The 17,807-nt window shown below is 46.4% G+C and carries 15 protein-coding genes; 6 read left to right on the top strand and 9 right to left on the bottom strand.

Going from position 1 to position 17,807, the window contains the following annotated elements; translation table 11 throughout:
* Positions 1-34 precede the first annotated feature (34 nt).
* The gene (gene ettA / locus P0M28_RS27770; protein ID WP_302206762.1) at positions 35-1,717 is read right to left on the bottom strand and encodes an energy-dependent translational throttle protein EttA; all 1,683 of its coding nucleotides are present in this window, start codon (positions 1,715-1,717) and stop codon (positions 35-37) included.
* A gap of 208 nt (positions 1,718-1,925) precedes the next feature.
* On the opposite strand from ettA, the gene P0M28_RS27765 reads away from it, so the two are divergent.
* Positions 1,926-3,443 (top strand): DUF349 domain-containing protein, encoded by a 1,518-nt coding sequence (locus P0M28_RS27765; RefSeq protein ID WP_302206761.1) that lies wholly within the window; start codon positions 1,926-1,928, stop codon positions 3,441-3,443.
* A 185-nt stretch (positions 3,444-3,628) separates the two neighbouring features.
* The gene (locus P0M28_RS27760; RefSeq protein ID WP_090257868.1) at positions 3,629-3,850 is read left to right on the top strand and encodes a DUF2795 domain-containing protein; all 222 of its coding nucleotides are present in this window, start codon (positions 3,629-3,631) and stop codon (positions 3,848-3,850) included.
* Positions 3,851-3,865: 15 nt separating this feature from the next.
* Here the strand turns inward: P0M28_RS27760 and P0M28_RS27755 are convergent, their stop codons facing one another.
* Together P0M28_RS27755 and queA are read right to left on the bottom strand one after the other, a co-directional pair.
* Positions 3,866-4,561 carry a 2-C-methyl-D-erythritol 4-phosphate cytidylyltransferase gene (locus P0M28_RS27755; RefSeq protein ID WP_302206760.1) on the bottom strand — a complete coding sequence of 232 codons (696 nt, stop codon included), beginning with the start codon at positions 4,559-4,561 and terminating at the stop codon, positions 3,866-3,868.
* Positions 4,561-5,625: a tRNA preQ1(34) S-adenosylmethionine ribosyltransferase-isomerase QueA gene (gene queA / locus P0M28_RS27750; protein ID WP_302206759.1), complete on the bottom strand. Its 1,065-nt coding sequence runs from the start codon at positions 5,623-5,625 to the stop codon at positions 4,561-4,563. Before queA ends, P0M28_RS27755 begins: the two co-directional genes overlap by 1 nt.
* Positions 5,626-5,770: 145 nt before the next feature.
* On the opposite strand from queA, the gene P0M28_RS27745 reads away from it, so the two are divergent.
* Positions 5,771-7,033, top strand: coding sequence for an ABC transporter permease (locus tag P0M28_RS27745; protein WP_302206758.1), 1,263 nt, complete (start codon positions 5,771-5,773; stop codon positions 7,031-7,033).
* 367 nt (positions 7,034-7,400) lie between these two features.
* Here P0M28_RS27745 and P0M28_RS27740 read toward each other — a convergent pair whose 3' ends face one another.
* On the bottom strand, positions 7,401-8,162 hold the full coding sequence (locus P0M28_RS27740; RefSeq protein WP_302206757.1) for a transporter: 762 nt from the start codon (positions 8,160-8,162) through the stop codon (positions 7,401-7,403).
* A gap of 178 nt (positions 8,163-8,340) precedes the next feature.
* Here P0M28_RS27740 and glpK point away from each other — a divergent pair, with 178 nt between their 5' ends.
* The 3 genes from glpK to P0M28_RS27725 are packed head-to-tail and all read left to right on the top strand — an operon-like array spanning position 8,341 to position 12,166.
* A complete protein-coding gene (glpK, locus tag P0M28_RS27735) occupies positions 8,341-9,831 on the top strand; it encodes a glycerol kinase GlpK (protein WP_302206756.1) in 1,491 nt (496 codons plus the stop codon).
* Positions 9,832-9,847: 16 nt separating this feature from the next.
* Positions 9,848-11,416, top strand: coding sequence for a glycerol-3-phosphate dehydrogenase/oxidase (locus P0M28_RS27730; RefSeq protein ID WP_302206755.1), 1,569 nt, complete (start codon positions 9,848-9,850; stop codon positions 11,414-11,416).
* 9 nt (positions 11,417-11,425) lie between these two features.
* Entirely contained in the window at positions 11,426-12,166 is a 741-nt protein-coding gene (locus P0M28_RS27725) for an MIP/aquaporin family protein (protein ID WP_302206754.1), read from the top strand.
* Here the strand turns inward: P0M28_RS27725 and P0M28_RS27720 are convergent.
* From P0M28_RS27720 to P0M28_RS27700, 5 genes are all read right to left on the bottom strand, one after another.
* Positions 12,163-13,080: an ROK family protein gene (locus P0M28_RS27720; protein WP_302206753.1), complete on the bottom strand. Its 918-nt coding sequence runs from the start codon at positions 13,078-13,080 to the stop codon at positions 12,163-12,165. The two genes, P0M28_RS27725 and P0M28_RS27720, sit on opposite strands and share 4 nt — an antisense overlap.
* Before the next feature lie 122 nt (positions 13,081-13,202).
* Complete coding sequence (locus P0M28_RS27715) at positions 13,203-14,540, bottom strand: sugar porter family MFS transporter (protein WP_302206752.1); 1,338 nt, start codon at positions 14,538-14,540, stop codon at positions 13,203-13,205.
* A gap of 100 nt (positions 14,541-14,640) precedes the next feature.
* Positions 14,641-15,912, bottom strand: coding sequence for a hypothetical protein (locus P0M28_RS27710; RefSeq protein WP_302206751.1), 1,272 nt, complete (start codon positions 15,910-15,912; stop codon positions 14,641-14,643).
* Between the two features lie 115 nt (positions 15,913-16,027).
* A complete protein-coding gene (locus tag P0M28_RS27705; protein WP_302206750.1) occupies positions 16,028-16,660 on the bottom strand; it encodes an acetyltransferase in 633 nt (210 codons plus the stop codon).
* Positions 16,653-17,798 (bottom strand): DegT/DnrJ/EryC1/StrS family aminotransferase, encoded by a 1,146-nt coding sequence (locus P0M28_RS27700; protein ID WP_302206749.1) that lies wholly within the window; start codon positions 17,796-17,798, stop codon positions 16,653-16,655. The genes P0M28_RS27705 and P0M28_RS27700 overlap by 8 nt, the downstream gene beginning before the upstream one ends.
* Between the last annotated feature and the right edge of the window lie 9 nt (positions 17,799-17,807).

Genomic DNA, 17,807 nt, shown 5'->3' with positions numbered 1-17,807 from the left:
GCTGTCCCACAGCGGCCGGTCTCCGGTCATCTTTCTATCCAATAATGTTTTTGTAGCGGATGCGCTGAGGTTGGGCATCTCCTAAACGCTCCCGACGGTTTTCTTCGTAATCAGAGTAGTTACCCTCAAACCAATATACCTGCGATTCTCCTTCAAAGGCCAGAATGTGCGTGGCAATTCGATCTAGAAACCAGCGGTCGTGCGTGATAATAACCGCACATCCGGCAAAATTATCGAGTGCTTCTTCTAAAGCCCGCAGGGTATTCACATCTAAATCATTCGTTGGTTCATCCAATAGCAGTACATTTGCTCCTTCTTTTAGCATCATAGCTAAGTGTACCCGGTTGCGCGCCCCTCCCGAAAGGTTTCCGACTTTCTTTTCCTGATCGCTGCCACTAAAGTTGAATCGGCTTACGTACGCTCGAGAGTTCATCTGTCGTCCTCCTAGCTCAATCAATTCATTTCCATCTGAAATCACCTGCCAAACGGTTTTATTTGGTTCTAGCTGGTCGTGTTCTTGATCAACGTAGGCCAGTTTTACCGATGAACCTACTTCAAGCTCGCCTTGGTCAGGTTCGGCCTGTTGGGTGATTAGTTTGAACAAGCTCGTTTTTCCGGCACCATTGGGGCCGATCACCCCCACAATGCCGGCCGGAGGCAAGGAGAAAGTCAGATTCTCAAACAGCACTTTTTCTCCGTACGCTTTGGCTAAGCCTTCCGCTTCAATCACTTTATTTCCTAAACGAGGCCCCGATGGTATGTATAGCTCTAGCCGTTGTTCTTTTTCCTGCCCTTCTTCACTCAGTAGTTTATCATAAGCATTTAATCGTGCCTTCGCTTTGGCGTGCCGTCCCTTGGGGGTCATTCGTATCCATTCCAATTCACGCTCCAGTGTTTTCTGTCGCTTAGAAGCTGACTTTTCTTCTTCAGCCAATCGTTTTTGCTTCTGTTCCAGCCACGAGGAATAATTTCCTTTCCAGGGAATACCTTCTCCCCGATCTAACTCTAAAATCCAACCTGCGACATTATCCAGAAAATAACGGTCGTGGGTCACGGCAATCACGGTACCGCTGTATTGGCGCAGGTGCTGCTCCAACCAATGCACTGATTCAGCATCTAGGTGGTTGGTAGGCTCATCCAGTAACAGCACATCCGGCTGCTGAAGTAGTAATCGACACAGCGCAACCCGGCGTTTTTCACCTCCTGACAGATTTTTAACGACCGCATCTTCGGGGGGAGTACGGAGCGCATCCATTGCCTGATTTAGTTTATTATCCAGCTCCCAGGCATTTACATGGTCGAGCTTTTCTTGTACCACGGCCTGCTGGTCAATTAGCTTTTGCATGGCGTCAGGGTCTTCGAGCACGGCAGGATCGGCAAACTTCTCATTGATTGCTTCAAACTCTTTTAGTAGATTAACCGTCTCGGCTACGCCCTCTTCTACTACTTGCTTCACTGTTTTTTCCGGATCAAACACGGGTTCCTGCTCTAGCATTCCTACCGAATAGCCCGGAGAGAATACTACTTCGCCTTGGTATTCTTGATCTATCCCGGCAATAATTCGCAGCAATGATGATTTACCTGCGCCATTTAAACCCAACACTCCGATCTTAGCTCCGTAGAAAAAAGAAAGGTAAATGTTTTTTAGGACTTGTTTTTGTGGGGGATACGTTTTAGTAACCCCGGCCATAGAAAAAATAATCTTTTCGTCACTCATAATTTAACAATCTGAAATTTCTTCGTTTAGATAATAATAGCTCTTAGCTATTTTCAGATAATCGGTAATTAAATGATATTTTTGCGTAATTTCTGAAAAATCGTAATCATTGCGAACAATAGTAGAGTAAAACCACATATTTCAATAACTATTTACCGAATTCCGGTTTATTTAAATCCGGCATTATCAACTTTAAACCCTAATAACATTGGATCAGGCAACCACACCATTCGGATTCATTCAAGACGGTAAGATTTACCGAAACGCATTTCTTGAATACCCTGCACGCGAAATTGGCGAAGTACGCGAGAGCGAGGCTTCTACCATCAAATACTTCGAAGATCGTTTTACGATGGCCGAGAACAAAGTCGCTCAGCTAGAACAGTCGGTAGAGGAATCAGAAAACAAGGGATCGTACCTTATGAAGCTGATTCACATGCGAGAGAGCCTAGCAAAATTTGATGCACTAGGTGAATACACGCAATTGTACGAACGGCTCGATGTCATTGAAGAAAAGCTGCGGGAGATTATTGCCCAAAACCGGATAAAGAACTTAGAAATTAAACGAGCCTTAATTGCGGAAGCTGAGCCCTTTGAATTTAGCTCCGATTGGCAAGAGGCCACCGACCAACTAAAAGAAGTAAAAGGCAAATGGATTAAGACCGGAGCAGTAGATGAAGAGTACCAGGAAGAGATTGAAGGAAGGTTCAATGAGATTTTGGATAATTTCTTCCAGCGACGTAAGAAGTTTTTTGAGGAGCGTAAGCAGATGATGTACGATCGGATGAGGCGCTACCGAGAAATCAACAACGATTTGTACCAGCTATTGCGCGCCCCAGACAAGCAAGAGGCCCGGGAGCGAGCTAAAGAGCTACAAGCCGCTTGGCGAGAAGTGGGAAAGATTCCTAGCTTTCAGTACTCCAAGCTTTTTAGAAATCATAAATCGCTGACTAACAAAATTTTCCGTAGTGATAGCTACGGTGGCTATCAATCGCGCGGTGGTTACGACCGAGGGGACGGTGGCTACGGCCGACAAGGCGGGTACGACCAAAATCGGGGTGGGTACGATCGATCGGGAGGATACTCTCGACCACCCCGAGGGGATTACGGTAACCGGGATTATCGCGGAGGTGACCGGCATCCCGGTGACCGGCACTCCGGCGATCGGTATTCCAGTGACCGTCGGGGTGGCGACCGCTACGGAAATAGTCGGTACGGCGGGCAGTCGAGCTACATGAGCCCGGAAGAAGCTATGTCGCGCAAGAAGGAGCTAATCTCAAAGGCACAGGACCTTATCGGAAAAGAGGAAGACAACATGTTTGAGAAAGTGAAACAGCTACGAATGGATTGGAAACAGTCGGGGCGAATTTCTCGTGAACGCTCAATAGAGCTTACCGAAACATTTAATTATGCTTGCGAAAAGGCTCTGGAGATAAACTTTCTTGAGCGACTCGTAGCGAACCGTAACCCTGATTACTTGTACCTTAATACTGCCGAACAGCTACAGCAAAAAATTCCGCTGCTCAGTAATCTTATCTCGCGCGATGAAGAAGAACTAGCCCGGTCAAAGGCTGAGAACCAGCACTTGCTCAATAGCCAAGATACCCGCAACTTTTCAGAAGATGATCGTCGGGCTGCAGGGCGCCTTCGTTCGCAGATGAGAAAACTACAAGTGAAAAAAGAGCTTTTAGATGAGTTACAGAGCAATTTAGATAAGTACTTATAAGAAATTGTAAGGCATAATGAAACTTTTTTTTTGAGGAATATCTTTCCCACGTAATTGAATTAGAAGTTTATTACCATTGCGAGGCTCTCTTTGGTAAGAAAATTGACAACTTTCTTTTGAATTAACTGTAACATTTTATTATTCGCCATTCCTGAATTCAACGTCAAACAGAAAATTTGGTAAGTATGTATTGGACATTAGAACTTGCGTCTTATTTGGAAGATGCGCCCTGGCCGGCTACTAAAGACGAGTTGATCGATTTCTCGATTCGCTCTGGTGCCCCGCTAGAAGTGGTTGAGAATTTGCAAGAGTTAGAAGATGATGGTCAGCCCTACGAGAATATTGAAGAAATCTGGCCTGATTATCCCACCAAAGAAGATTTCTTTTTTAACGAAGATGAATACTAACAACAGCTAATGCCTTTACTCGGAAGCCTTACTCCTGTGAAAGGCTTCCACTACCAACATATCTTCTGGTGTGGTTACTTTTATGTTCCGATAATCTCCGTCAAAAAGCGTTACTCGCCGGCCAGCCGCTTCCACCATGCTAGCTTCATCGCTGAAGTCATCAATAACATCTAATTTCTCATAAGCTTCTAATAGCCAGGAAAGGCGAAATGCCTGCGGGGTCTGCATCAGTCGAAACGCTGCCCGGTTCTGCGCTACCGATTCTTCCCCTCTCATCTTGCGAAGCGAGTCTTTCAATGGCACACTGGCAATAGCCGAACCGTTTTTTTCAGCTACTCCGAATGACTCTTGAATGACTCGATGAGAAACCAACGGGCGTACCCCATCGTGAATAGCAACTACCCCCTCTTCAAACTGAATTTGGGAAATACCATTTTTAACCGACTGAGGGCGACAAGCTCCGCCAACCACCACCTGATGCGGTACGGTACATTGATATTCTCGGCATAAATTTTCCCAGCGGGTATGTTCTGCTTCGGGTAATACCAACCAGATGGGTAGAGAGGTATTATACTGATAAAATGCTTCTAGCGTATGAATGAGCAACGGTTTTCCGGCCAGCAACAGAAACTGCTTAGGAATATCAGACTGCATCCGAGAGCCTTGCCCTCCGGCTACAATCACCGCTGCCCGATTTACCGCAGTAGGCATTAGACAATTAGCATCGCATCACCGTAGGTAAAGAAGCGGTATTTTTCCTTCACCGCAATTTCGTAGGCCTTCATTACCAGGTCGTACCCGCCAAAGGCCGCTGCCATCATGAGTAACGTAGATTGAGGCAAATGGAAGTTGGTGACTAATGCATTGCAAATTTTATACTCGTAGGGAGGAAAGATAAACTTATCAGTCCACCCTTCATTGGCCTTTAACCGTCCGCTAGCCGATACCGAAGATTCTAACGCGCGCATAGAGGTAGTACCAATGGAACACACCCGCTTCTTTTCGTCTAAAGCCCGATTAACTGATTGAGCCGTAGATTCTGTAATACGGTAGTTCTCTGAATCCATTTTATGTTTGGTCAGATCTTCCACCTCTACATCGCGGAAGGTTCCCAAACCAATGTGCAGGGTAATGGGGTCAACATCAATTCCCTTAATTTCCAGCCGCTTAAGTAGTTGCTTAGTAAAATGTAAGCCAGCAGTAGGTGCCGCCACTGCGCCAACGTGTTCAGCATAAATCGTTTGAAAACGCTCCCGATCCTGATCTTCAACCTTTCGTCGTTCTTTAAAATGGTCGGGTAGTGGCGTTTCCCCCAGGGTGTTAATCATTTCGTAGAAGGCATCGCGCTCACCTTCGTACAAAAAGCGGATGGTGCGCCCTCGGGAAGTAGTATTATCAATTACCTCAGCTACTAGTTCGCCTTCTCCAAAATAAAGTTTGTTGCCCACCCTAATTTTACGAGCCGGGTCAACCAACACATCCCATAAGTTCATATCAGGGTTGAGCTCGCGTAGCAAGAACACTTCTATTTTTGCTCCGGTTTTTTCTTTATTGCCGTACAACCGGGCAGGAAATACTTTCGTATTGTTTACTACAAAGACATCGCCTTCATCAAAATAATCAACAATATCTTTGAAGACTTTATGCTCAATTTCACCCGTATCACGGTGAATTACCATTAAGCGGGACTCATCGCGGTTTTCAGATGGATGGAGGGCGATGAGTTTTTCGCGATCTTTTTCGTCAAATTTGTACTTGAATTCCGATAGCTTCATGGACAGTTACGGTAGTTACAGTAATACGTGGATGATTTTTTTAACCGGGTGCAAAGATAGATATTTGTCTTTAATGGGAATGGAACGTTTGGTAAAAAGTATTGAGTTCCATTTTTTTGAGATTATACTTTTGTAATATCACGCCATGAAAGCTTCCCGTCTGCTGGTTCCCCGCTTAATTTACGAAAGCCTGCTCTCGGCTTGGGATGCCCTTCGTTCCAATCCGCTTCGCACTATACTTTCTCTGTTGGGAGTAACCATCGGTATATTTGCCATTATTGCAGTGTTCACCCTTATCGACTCGCTGGAACGTAACATTCGCGATAGTCTGGATTTTTTGGGCGACCAAGTAATTCGGGTAGAAAAATGGCCTTGGTTGTTTGAAGACAGTTATCCTTGGTGGAAATATATTAATCGCCCCCAACCTACCCTCAATGAGTTTGAGTTTTTGCAGGCCAACGTCAGTCAGGCCTCGGCTATGTGTATTTTTGCTGATCGGGAAAACCTTACGCTGGAGCACAAAAATAGTAATATCGGGGGAGTTTACTTGGTGGGTGCTTCTTATCAGTATAATCAGGTGTTTGAAGTTGATATTAATCAGGGGCGATATTTTTCAGTTCGGGAAACTGAGTTTGCTCAAAATGTGGTCATCATCGGCTCAGAAGTAGCAAAATCACTATTTCCGATGAGCAGCCCTCTGGGCAAAGTGGTAGAAATTAAGGGTTTAAAGTTTGTGGTGGTCGGAGTACTGACCGAGCAAGGTGAGAATATTATCGATGCCCCCAGTGCCGATTACACCAGCTACATTCCTTACCAAAGTTTTTTAAAGCTTTACGCTAGCCGAAGCCGCTGGGGCGTTGGCTCTACCTTGGGTTTAAAAGGGTACGAGCGGGATGAAGGACTAAAAGAACTAGAATTTGAAGTGATTGGCCTGATGCGTGGTCGGCGCGGACTACGACCTCGCCAAGAAGATAATTTTGCCATTAATCGCCCCGAGGCCTTTGCTGAGGTGGTTAATAATATTTTTAACGTAATTAGCCTTGCCGGAGGTATCATTGGCAGCTTTTCCATTTTAGTGGGTGGCTTTGGCATTGCCAATATTATGTTTGTATCAGTAAAAGAGCGTACCAATATTATTGGAATTCAGAAATCGCTGGGGGCTAAGAATTATTTTATTCTGCTACAGTTTTTGTTTGAGGCTACCTTCCTCAGCTTGATCGGAGGAGTTGTAGGCATGTTCCTGGTCTATTTGACTACGTTTGTTTCTATCGGCTCGCTGGAACTTCAACTCACCATACCCAATATTTTAATCGGATTGACGGTATCCAGCACCATTGGTATTATCTCCGGGCTCATTCCCGCTATCACGGCTTCTCGCCTAAATCCGGTAGTCGCCATCAGGAGCTAACTACACAATGGTACGATAGTTCTATGGCTGGTTGGTTATTAGTCCACGGTCGATAGTCCATCGTCGATGGGCATTGAGTTACAGGCAGCTGTCGTGCGGGTTAGAAAGTTGAAGTGTTCAGGTGTTAAAGTGTTATGGTGTTAGCGTAGTTTGATGTATGGGTTTAGCTTTGCTTTACCCATTGCTCATTGTCTACTGCACAGTGTCCCACGCCAATTAATCATTAATCATCAGTCATTATTCATTAACTGGTTGGTTCCATCAACGATCGGTTTTAAACTCCGGTCTCCGGTCTTCATTTCCCCTTATTGATTGTTAACTGTTCATTGCACCTTGCTAATTGCTCCCGACACCTCGCCAGAGACGTTTAAAAACGAACCGAAATTCCACTGCTAACAAAGTAGTCCGGTGCATTTTCGCTAATTCCAAATCCGCCCGATAAATCTAATTGCAGGTCGGGTAGTAGCAGCACCGTGCTACCCAGGTTAAACAATTGAGAATGATCTAACTGCGACCAAAAACCGTAGAATTCGCCAAAAGCAGCCACATAATCACTGATACTTATATCTAAAGAAGCGGCGTAAGCGTGATTTGGGTATCGAATAGCGACTGGATCAGCCTCCCAAGCAATACTGAAATTCGTAGTTAACGACAACTGCTGAGTGAGTGAGTGTGTCATTAGCAATCGCATTTCCGGGGTAGCAATTGGGTTCCACACTTCAAACGGTCCCTCTCGGGGTAGTGTAACATTAACAATTAATGCTGACTGAGGGATGATGCCTTGGCTTTCGGTTATCCCAATTTTTGTACCCAATACAATTGGCGAAACAAACGTAGAAGCACCAATACCTTCCTGAAATAGATCAGCACTGGCCCGCAATTCAAATCGCTCCGTTACGCCGATCCGAACCAATGCGTTCGGATAGAGCAGAAGCTGCTGATCAGAAATGGGATCATCTTGGTACAGAAAGCCTAACTCAATCTGTACATGCCCAGGATCAAGCACAGCCGGAGCATCAGTGCCCAGCCCCGGCCGATCGGTTATTAGTGGATCAATATCTCGTAAAACCTGGGCAAGCACTGAAGTATAGCTTCCCCACAGAATGAAGACGAAAAAAAATACTTTCATGATAATTGGCAACAAACGGTACTATCAACAAATATATCAAATGTACTGAGCCCATCCTGAAAATGTGTACCACTACTTTAGGTTTTTGCGGTTGCATCGGCCAATTAGCGAATAAATACCAGCAAGATTGGTGAAACCATAGCTTTCTTTTATTTTTAGGCATCAACAACACTACACCATGGCCCAATATATTCTAGCTCTTGATCAGGGTACTACCAGTTCTCGCGCAATTCTGTTTACTCACCAAGGGAACATTGCTTACGCAGCTCAGCAAGAATTTAAGCAGCACTACCCCCGTCCCGGTTGGGTAGAGCACGATGCTGAAGAAATCTGGGAGTCTCAACTGAGTGTAGCTCAGGCGGTACTAAAAAAAGCAGGTGCTTCCGCCCGTGATATTGCCGCTATCGGCATCACCAACCAGCGTGAGACCACAGTCGTATGGGATCGGAACACGGGTGAGCCTATTTACCGGGCTATTGTGTGGCAAGATCGACGCACCGCTCAATTTTGCGACCAGCTCAAAGAAGAAGGTTTTGAAGGCACAATTCGGGAAAAAACGGGCTTGCTGGCCGATGCGTACTTCAGTGGCACCAAGGTAAAGTGGATTCTAGATAATGTAGAAGGTGCCCAGGAAAAAGCGGAGCGGGGCGAGTTGGCCTTTGGCACCGTTGATAGCTGGCTCATGTACAAGCTAAGCGGAGGGCAATTACACATTACTGATGTAACCAACGCCAGTCGCACGCTGCTATACGATATTCACAAGCTCTGGTGGAGCAGCACTATTACCAAGCGGTTGGGTGTTCCCATGAGTATGCTACCCCAGGTAGTGCCGAGCAGCCAGGAATACGGTAAAACTGCCCCCGATCTATTTGGCGGAGAAATTCTGCTAGGTGGTATTGCTGGAGATCAACACGCCGCGCTGTTTGGTCAACTTTGTACCGAACCCGGCATGATAAAAAACACCTACGGCACTGGCTGTTTTGCCGTGCTAAATACCGGTGAGAAGCCTATTCAGTCGGAAAATAATTTGTTAACGACTATCGCCTGGCAAATAGACGGCAAAACTACCTACGCGCTGGAAGGAAGTATTTTCGTAGCCGGAGCCATTGTTCAATGGTTGCGCGATGGGCTGAAAATCATTGAATCATCTTCGGAAGTAGAACAGCTAGCTAAATCAGTGGATGACAATGGTGACGTGTACCTGGTACCCGCACTTACTGGCCTGGGAGCTCCTCATTGGGATCAGTACGCTCGGGGTACCATTGTGGGTCTCACCCGAGGCTCTGAAGCCGGACATATTGCCCGAGCTGCTTTAGAAAGCATAGCGTACCAAACATCCGACGTGATGCAGGCCATGCACAAAGATTCTAAAATACCCTTCAAAGAACTACGGGTAGACGGTGGGGCTTCCGCTAATAACTTACTCATGCAGTTTCAGGCGGATATTCTCGATGTTTCGGTAGTGCGCCCTCAAGTGATGGAGACTACAGCACTGGGCGCGGCTTACTTAGCCGGACTAGCCGTTGGCTTCTGGAAAGATATTAGTGAGCTGAAAGAGCAGTGGAATGTAGACCAAGCCTTTGAACCTACTTCCAACTTCAACCGTGAAGTGCTCCTAAGCCGCTGGGACGAGGCTATTGGAAGATCAAAGAGTTGGGCAAAAGATTAAGAATAGATAACTACCTATGAACGGACTGGATAGAGATAGTATGTTAGAAACGTTGGAGTCGTACGAAAGCGTTTGGGATGTGATTATAGTTGGCGGCGGAGCTACTGGCCTGGGAGCCGCCGTAGAATCTGCTTCGCGGGGTTATTCCACCTTACTGTTAGAGCAAGCTGATTTTGCTAAAGGTACGTCTAGTCGTAGCACCAAGCTGGCGCACGGCGGAGTACGTTACCTACAGCAAGGTGATGTCTCACTAGTCATTGAGGCTTTACACGAGCGAGGCTTGATGATGCAAAACGCTCCGCACTTGGTGCATAACCAAGCTTTTGTTATTCCTGCCTACGATTGGTGGGGCGGTCCGTTTTACACTGTAGGCATGAAGGTGTACGATGTATTGGCGGGAAAATTAGGATTAGGGCCATCCAAAAGCCTTTCCAAGGAAGAAACCATTGAGAAGATACCTACCGTAGAACAAGATGGACTGCGGGGCGGTGTGATCTACTACGACGGTCAGTTTGACGATGCCCGATTGGCTATTAATCTGGCTCAGACCTGTGCCGATAACGGAGGAACCCTACTCAACTACATGAAGGTGACTAACCTTCTCAAAACCAGCGAAATGGTTTCGGGAGTAATAGCTGAAGATCTGGAAACCGGAAAAACGCACCAAATTAGTGGTAGAGTAGTCATCAACGCCACTGGGGTTTTTGTCGATCACGTAATCCAGATGGACGATCCCGAAGCCAGCGATATTGTACAACCGAGTCAGGGCGTGCACGTGGTGCTAGACAAAAAGTTCTTGCCGGGCGATTCCGCTATTATGGTTCCTAAAACGGATGATGGTCGGGTGCTATTTGCTGTACCCTGGAACGATAAAGTGGTGGTCGGCACCACTGATACTCCGGTTGATAAGGTGTCTTTAGAACCCCGAGCACTAGAAGAGGAGGTGCAGTTTATTATCGATCACGCAGCTCAGTACCTGACCAAAGATCCGAAGCGAGAAGATGTACTTAGTGTTTTTGCCGGACTACGACCACTAGTGAAAACTTCGGAAGGAAAAAGTACTTCGCAAATTTCCCGTAGCCACTCCATTATTATTTCGGTATCGGGCCTGGTAACGATTACCGGCGGGAAGTGGACTACCTACCGAAAAATGGGCGAAGACGCGGTAGATAAAGCGGCCATGATTGCTGGTTTAGAAGAGCAGGAATCCAGAACCAAGAAGCTGCATATCCGAGGTTGGTTAAAGCACATTGACCCGGCCAACCCGCTGTGGTTCTACGGTTCTGATTCTATCGCTATTCGTAAGCTAGTAGACCGCCAGCCGGAATTAGGAGAAGTAATCCACCCTGACTTACCCGTTATCAAAGCCCAGGTTGTTTGGGCAGCGAAGCACGAGATGGCCCGAACTGTTGAGGATTTTCTGGCGCGCCGTACTCGATGTTTACTACTCAATGCCCGAGCCAGTCAGGAGATGGCTCCGGTGGTAGCCGAACTATTAGCCGAAAGTCTGCATAAAGACGAAAGCTGGCAAAAAGAGCAGGTTGCTCAATATCAGGAACTAGCCTCAGGCTATATTCTAAACTAACCGAACACCATGACTAATTTTACTGCCGAATTTATTGGAACCGCCTTGTTGCTGCTACTTGGCAACGGAGTGGTGTGCAATGTTGTGCTGAATCAAACTAAGGGAAATAACGCGGGGTGGATTGTGATAACTGCGGGTTGGGGAGTGGCCGTGTTTGTTGCCGTTTTTACGGTAGCCCCCTACAGCGGAGCTCATCTTAATCCGGCAGTTTCATTAGGCTTAGCGATAGCCGGAGTATTTGAGTGGAGTAAAGTTCCGATATATGTATTGGCTCAGATATTGGGGGCAGCCACCGGGACTACCCTGGCGTGGTTGATGTACCGCCCTCACGTAGAAGCCACTGAAGACTCAGGAGCTAAACTGGCAATCTTCGCAACTGGTCCGGCTATCCGCCAAACTACCTCCAATTTCTTTTCGGAGCTTATCGGGACTTTCGTATTGGTGTTTGCGGCCCTTTCAATCGCGCCACCCGAGTTGAAGGCTAATGAGTTTTCAGAAGTAGAGTTTGGACTAGGAGCTTTAGGAGCACTGCCCGTGGGGCTGGTCGTTTTTGCAATTGGTATGTCGCTGGGCGGAACCACGGGCTACGCTATTAATCCTGCTCGTGACTTGGCTCCCCGCATTATGCACACCTTATTGCCAATTTCCAATAAAGGAAGTAGTGAATGGAGCTATTCCTGGATTCCAATTATCGGACCCATTGTGGGTGGAGTAATTGCAGGAGCACTCTACACTTTTCTGTTGAGTTAATCAGCATCGCTCACCAGCATAGCAGCTCCGAATACGCCAGCACTATCACCCAACTTGGGGCGGAAAAATTGAGTATCTAGTCGATTGTTGAATACATATTTTTTGATAGCTTCTACTCCATCGGTGTACAGTTCATCAATATTGCCCACACCCCCACCCAGCACAATAGCATCAGGATCGAGAATATTGATTACCACGGAAATAGCTAGCCCGAAGAACTCGGTAAGTCGCTCAATTGTCTGCTTGGCGGTCGGATCATTGCCCGCTTGGTAACGCTGGTAAATTTCTCGCAGCGTTTGCTCATCGCCCGTTTGCTGTTGGTAGAACCGCGCTAACGATGGTCCGGCTAACACCGTTTCTACCACTCCGGTTCGTCCGGTATACGATTTCCCACCCGACTCATCCAAGAAGTTGTGCCCCCACTCCCCCCCAATGCCTTGCCGACCATTCCAAATTTTTCCGTCAATGACGATGCCCCCGCCCACTCCCGTTCCCATAATTACGCCAAAAACCATCCGGGCATCCGGCATCTTTTCTTTCACCACCCCCAAGCGAGCTTCGGCTAAAGCAAAACAGTTAGCGTCATTGGCTATTTCAATGGGGATACCTAGTTTTGCTTCAATGTCCTGCTTAAATGCTTTTCCATTTAAACAGGTAGTATTGCTATTTTTTAAGGTTTGCAAGATAGGATCTAAGGTGCCCGGAGTACCAAAGCCCACTTTTTCCGGCTTTAGTCCGGTTTCTTCCGAAAGAAGATCAATCAGTTTTTTAATCTGATCGAGAATGTGTTCGTAGCCCTGATCTTGTTCAGTAGGGACTCGCGTACGGCACAGCGTCTCGGTGCTTTCGGCATTCTTCAGTACGACGCCTTCAATTTTAGTTCCGCCTAAATCAATGCCCCAGAGTGGTTTCATCTGCTCAATTGTTCAATGGTTCGATTGTTTAATTACTAAATAGCAGGGGGCATGGTGCGTGGTGCAGGGAGTAGTTGCTATTCACTCATAATCATTAACTCCCTGCTCCTCGCTCCCCGCCACTAGCTGATTTGCAATTCTTTTTCAATTTGTTCTAGCGATTTTCCTTTGGTTTCCGGTACAAAGAACCAGACAAACACTAAACTTAGTGCGGCGATGACCGCGAAAATTCCGAAAGAGAATGCCCCGCCTTTATTGGCTAACATCCAGGGAAAAGTCTGGGTTACTAGATAAGTAGAGCTCCAATGCATGAACAGTGCCACCGACATAGCTGAACCCCGGTACTTGTTCGGAAATATCTCCGATACTACTACCCACATTACCGCCGCGTGTGTAGCAGCGAAAGACGCGATATAGCCTAAAATAGAAAATAGTACACCGGAACCTGCTCCGCCATCGCTTAAAAAGGAGAAAGAGAGGAAAGACAACGATAATGTCATTCCAACTGAGCCAGCAAGCAGCAAAGGTTTACGACCCCACCGATCTACCAGATTGATTGCTACGAACGTGAATAGCAGATTAGTACCTCCAATGGCCACGGTTTGCCGCAGGGCGGACTCTAACCCAGCACCAGCACTCTCAAAAATAGTAGGAGCGTAATAAATAATTGCGTTAATCCCGACCAGCTGTTGTAGCATGGCGAGAATGATCCCAATCACTGTAATTTTGGCCATACCCCCTTTGAATAAATCAGCAAACGCCACTTTTTCTTGCTCCCCTTTCAGGGATTCTTCTATCTCACTTATTTCTTCAGTAATATGGCTTTCTCCTTCTAACTTACGGAGCACTTCCCGCGCTTTAGCCTCCTGGTGGTTTTTAAACAACCAGCGGGGGCTTTCAGGAATTAAGAACAATAAGCCAAAAAACAATAAAGCAGGAATAGCTTCGCTCCCTAGCATATACCGCCAACTATCGTCGCCAAAACTTTCGGCAAACAGCAGATTGGTAAAGTAAACCACCAAAATACCGATAACAATGGTTAGTTGATTGATGGAAACTAGCCTTCCCCGACGATCAGCCGGGGAAATTTCAGCAATGTAGGTGGGCGAGAGTGCCGAAGCGGCTCCTACCCCAATGCCGCCTAAAATACGAGCCAGTACGAAAAATGTAAAGTTAGTAGCTAACGCAGTACCCACCGCAGAGAAAGTGAATAATACGGCGGTAATGAGAAGTACTTTTTTCCGTCCGAACAAATCGCTCACGAACCCCGCCGAAAAAGCCCCAATAATGCAACCGACAATTACACTGGATACCGCCCAACCCAAAGCGAGTTCATCCAGCTTGAAATACTTCTGAATAAATGGGTTAGCTCCAGAAATAACGGCAGTATCAAATCCAAATAAAAAGCCCCCCAGGGCTGCAATAAAAGTAATAGTGTAGATGTAGGTCTGGCGTTTCATAAGTTGCAGTATAGCGAAATTTTCACGCTAAAAATGCAAAGATCGCCGTAGTTAACCTAATCAGTTTACAAAAACTTCAACCAGTCAAGTAGAATATGGGCTACAGACTCATGCTAGAGCCGTCTTTAAATAACAGTTCGGAGGGTTGCCATTCAATGGAAAGATCCGAGAGATCAGCACTAACAAGTGCTTCGTTTTCTCCTTCTGAGCTTGCTGGGTCTTCCACAATATGAAATACAGCACGCTCACCAATTCCCAAAGGGCGATCATAAGTAAGAGGCAGCGTTTTTACCAGTTCCCCTTCGGAATCGCTAAATACTACATGCCCCTGAAAAGAGGTGATGTTTCGATTCGAGCGGTTATGAAACACAAATTTGTACGTATAATCTTCTTGATTTTCGGCATCAGCATAAAATTTATCCATCACTGCGACAATTACCGCCCGCTTCATCTCAGCCAGCTTAGTTTGGTCAACTGCTGGTTCAGCACTACTTTCAGAAAAATAATCTTGGCCAGTTGAGACAGTCTCCGGCTCATCAATAAATACCATTCCAAATAACCCTACTCCTACAATCTTCTCGTAGTCAGGAAATTGCAGTTCGGTTAAGGAAAATAGGTAAAAATCCTGTCGCTGCACCGGGGAGGAAAATTGACTTTCTCCCGTAGAGACCAATGTGCTATTCAGCTCATTCGGAGATGAGCTTTCGGAGAAACTTAGTAACGAAGACTGCAACAGTTCTTGATGCGAAGACTTCGCCACGGCACTTCGGTGTTTTTCTAGGCCAGGATTGGTCAGAAACGCAGCCAGTAAAAGGACTAACACCGCCATAAGCCCTACCCAAATACCCTTGGGTCGGAACCCACTCATTTTTGTGGGCGGAGCCGAGGCAAATGAGGAAGGAGAAGGAGCATTGGCAAAACTTGGTCGGCTCGGTGCATACGAAGTTGAATTAGCGGTAGGCGTAGGTATCGCCGGTCGGTTGAGAGCAGTTCCCGCACTTTGGGAAACATCTACTACCTTCTTAGCCGTAAAAGCTGGCTTTGATTTGGGCTGAAATGCTTTCTTTGGTTCAAGCGGCTGCGTTTTCTTATTGGCTAGGGTCTTCTTAGAGAGCGATCGCAGTAGAAATTCAAGTTCTTCCGCAGTATGAAAGTAGTGCTTCACAGAATGTGATAAAGCTTGATCCACTTTAGCAGTGGAGCTGCTTACGAGTACTATCTCATGTTGCTCCAGCGATTCATCTTCCCGAGAATATAATAAGAGGTTGGGCTGATCGGGATGCTTCCACTGAATGCAGGGCACATTACCGTCAATACGAGCTACTTCATTGAAATAGGTTCTAATTAGTTGAATACGCTCAGTTTTAGTCATCTTACAGGAGGTTAGGCAGTATCTACAAAAATAGATACTCTTGAAACGAAGAACTCTTAACAATCAGTATACGCTATCAGGCAGTTTGTAACCCGATGGTTCAATTTTACAATGCTTATCGGATACGACGAGCCGGAACACCGACGTACACACCGGCTTCTAAAATATCTTGATTTACGTAAGACTGGGCACCAATTGTTACATTATTTGCAATTTCTATGCCTTGTCTGACGGTAGCCTGACTACCAACCAACACTTGGTTACCTACTTTTACTCCCCCATTGAGAATTGCTCCGGTAGAAATATGGCAAAAATCACCCACCACTGCATCATGTTCTACCACGGCCCGCGTATTTATAATCACGTTACGCCCTACTTGAGCTCCGGCATTCACTAGCGCAAAATGCATCACTACGGCACCTTCGGCTATCGTAGCATAGTCAGATATCCGAGCCAAGGGTGAAACTACCCGAGCTAATTTACCTCCAACTTGCTTCAATTCCCGATCTAACCGTACGCGCGTTTCAGCGGTTTCTACCTGACCAACTGTGAGTAAGAAGTTGCGATCATTATTTACCAGCGAAGCCAACTGGCTATCAGCGGCAATTATGACGTAATTGAGAACTTTTTCCCCTATTTTCTCCTTGCGGTCAGCAATACCCATGATCCGAAAATCACCAGCAGATTCTACCACGTCGATCACCGAACGGGCGTGGCCGCCCCCACCGATTAAAATTAATTCACGCATCGGGCATAATGGTTGAAGGAATATTCGCGATACAAGATTCTGCCCACTCCGCATTGGGGAGCGGTGTATGAAAGCGATGATTGAATAGTGGGTACCGATGGAGCAATTTCCAGGCAGCTCGAGTTTCAATGCCTGCTTCGTTGGTTTTTTCTACAAAGCTATCCCGCTGTTGCTGATCGGAGAAAACGATCGCTTGCAGCCAGTAATTGGAGTATGATTCAGAAGGTTCTTTAATGACTTCGATGCTTGATTCGCTAAAGAGATTAGAATACCAATTGTAAAGAGTTCTTTTCTGTTGTATACCTTGGTCGAGGTGCTGCCACTGCGCCAACCCAAGTGCCGCGTTTAGGGCGGGCATTCGGTAATTATAATTCACTTCTACCACGTCGTTGTTCACTGAGCTTTTCAATTGATTTGCCCGGCGAAAAGCCTTCCGATAGATTGATTCATCATCCGTTAGCAACATTCCCCCCCCCCCACTGGTAATAATTTTATTCCCGTTAAAGCTCACTACTCCCACATCTCCAAATGTACCTACCGATTGTCCACATACTGAACTACCCAAACCTTCCGCTGCGTCTTCTAACACCGGAATATTGTACCGTCGGCATAGCTTATCAATTTCGGGTAGATTAGCCGGGTGACCAAACACGTGAATTGGCAGACAGGCGGCAATCCGTCGCTCACTCGCCCGATGATAACAATGTCCTGAGGAATTTGAGTACGTTTCTCGGACTAAAAATTCTTCCAGCTTTGTCGGAGAAAGTCCCAATGTAGCACGTTCAATATCAATAAACAATGGCTGACCACCCGCTTGAAGAATTGCGTTAGAGGTTGCAATAAACGTAAAGGGAGACGTGAGTACCCAGTCCCGGGATTTTACTCCTATTGCCATTAGCCCGAGGTGTAAAGCGGCGGTACCACTGGATGTTGCCAAAGCATACTTTACTCCCAGCCTACGAGCTATCGTTTCCTCAAACTGCCCAACTTCCTCACCAATGGTCGATACTTTACGAGAATCCAGACAATTGTTGATAAACTCATGTTCATTACCGAACATTGCGGTTTCAATCAGGTAAATTGCCCCTGACGGTCTTTGGTAGTGCCGACGTACTTCCTGGATAAACTGCGTAACCATTGAGAGGCT

This window comes from Tunicatimonas pelagia (assembly GCF_030506325.1).
In the GTDB taxonomy this organism is placed as follows: domain Bacteria; phylum Bacteroidota; class Bacteroidia; order Cytophagales; family Cyclobacteriaceae; genus Tunicatimonas; species Tunicatimonas pelagia.
This window is presented reverse-complemented; position numbering and strand designations above follow the sequence as displayed.

Coding starts and splice junctions, on each gene's coding strand:
- P0M28_RS27745 (WP_302206758.1), top strand. CDS start 5,771: ATGAAAGCTTCCCGTCTGCTGGTTCCCCGCTTAATTTACGAAAGCCTG.
- P0M28_RS27715 (WP_302206752.1), bottom strand. CDS start 14,540: ATGAAACGCCAGACCTACATCTACACTATTACTTTTATTGCAGCCCTG.
- P0M28_RS27700 (WP_302206749.1), bottom strand. CDS start 17,798: ATGGTTACGCAGTTTATCCAGGAAGTACGTCGGCACTACCAAAGACCG.
- P0M28_RS27725 (WP_302206754.1), top strand. CDS start 11,426: ATGACTAATTTTACTGCCGAATTTATTGGAACCGCCTTGTTGCTGCTA.
- P0M28_RS27760 (WP_090257868.1), top strand. CDS start 3,629: ATGTATTGGACATTAGAACTTGCGTCTTATTTGGAAGATGCGCCCTGG.
- P0M28_RS27720 (WP_302206753.1), bottom strand. CDS start 13,080: ATGAAACCACTCTGGGGCATTGATTTAGGCGGAACTAAAATTGAAGGC.
- glpK (WP_302206756.1), top strand. CDS start 8,341: ATGGCCCAATATATTCTAGCTCTTGATCAGGGTACTACCAGTTCTCGC.
- P0M28_RS27730 (WP_302206755.1), top strand. CDS start 9,848: ATGAACGGACTGGATAGAGATAGTATGTTAGAAACGTTGGAGTCGTAC.
- P0M28_RS27705 (WP_302206750.1), bottom strand. CDS start 16,660: ATGCGTGAATTAATTTTAATCGGTGGGGGCGGCCACGCCCGTTCGGTG.
- queA (WP_302206759.1), bottom strand. CDS start 5,625: ATGAAGCTATCGGAATTCAAGTACAAATTTGACGAAAAAGATCGCGAA.
- P0M28_RS27755 (WP_302206760.1), bottom strand. CDS start 4,561: ATGCCTACTGCGGTAAATCGGGCAGCGGTGATTGTAGCCGGAGGGCAA.
- P0M28_RS27740 (WP_302206757.1), bottom strand. CDS start 8,162: ATGAAAGTATTTTTTTTCGTCTTCATTCTGTGGGGAAGCTATACTTCA.
- P0M28_RS27710 (WP_302206751.1), bottom strand. CDS start 15,912: ATGACTAAAACTGAGCGTATTCAACTAATTAGAACCTATTTCAATGAA.
- ettA (WP_302206762.1), bottom strand. CDS start 1,717: ATGAGTGACGAAAAGATTATTTTTTCTATGGCCGGGGTTACTAAAACG.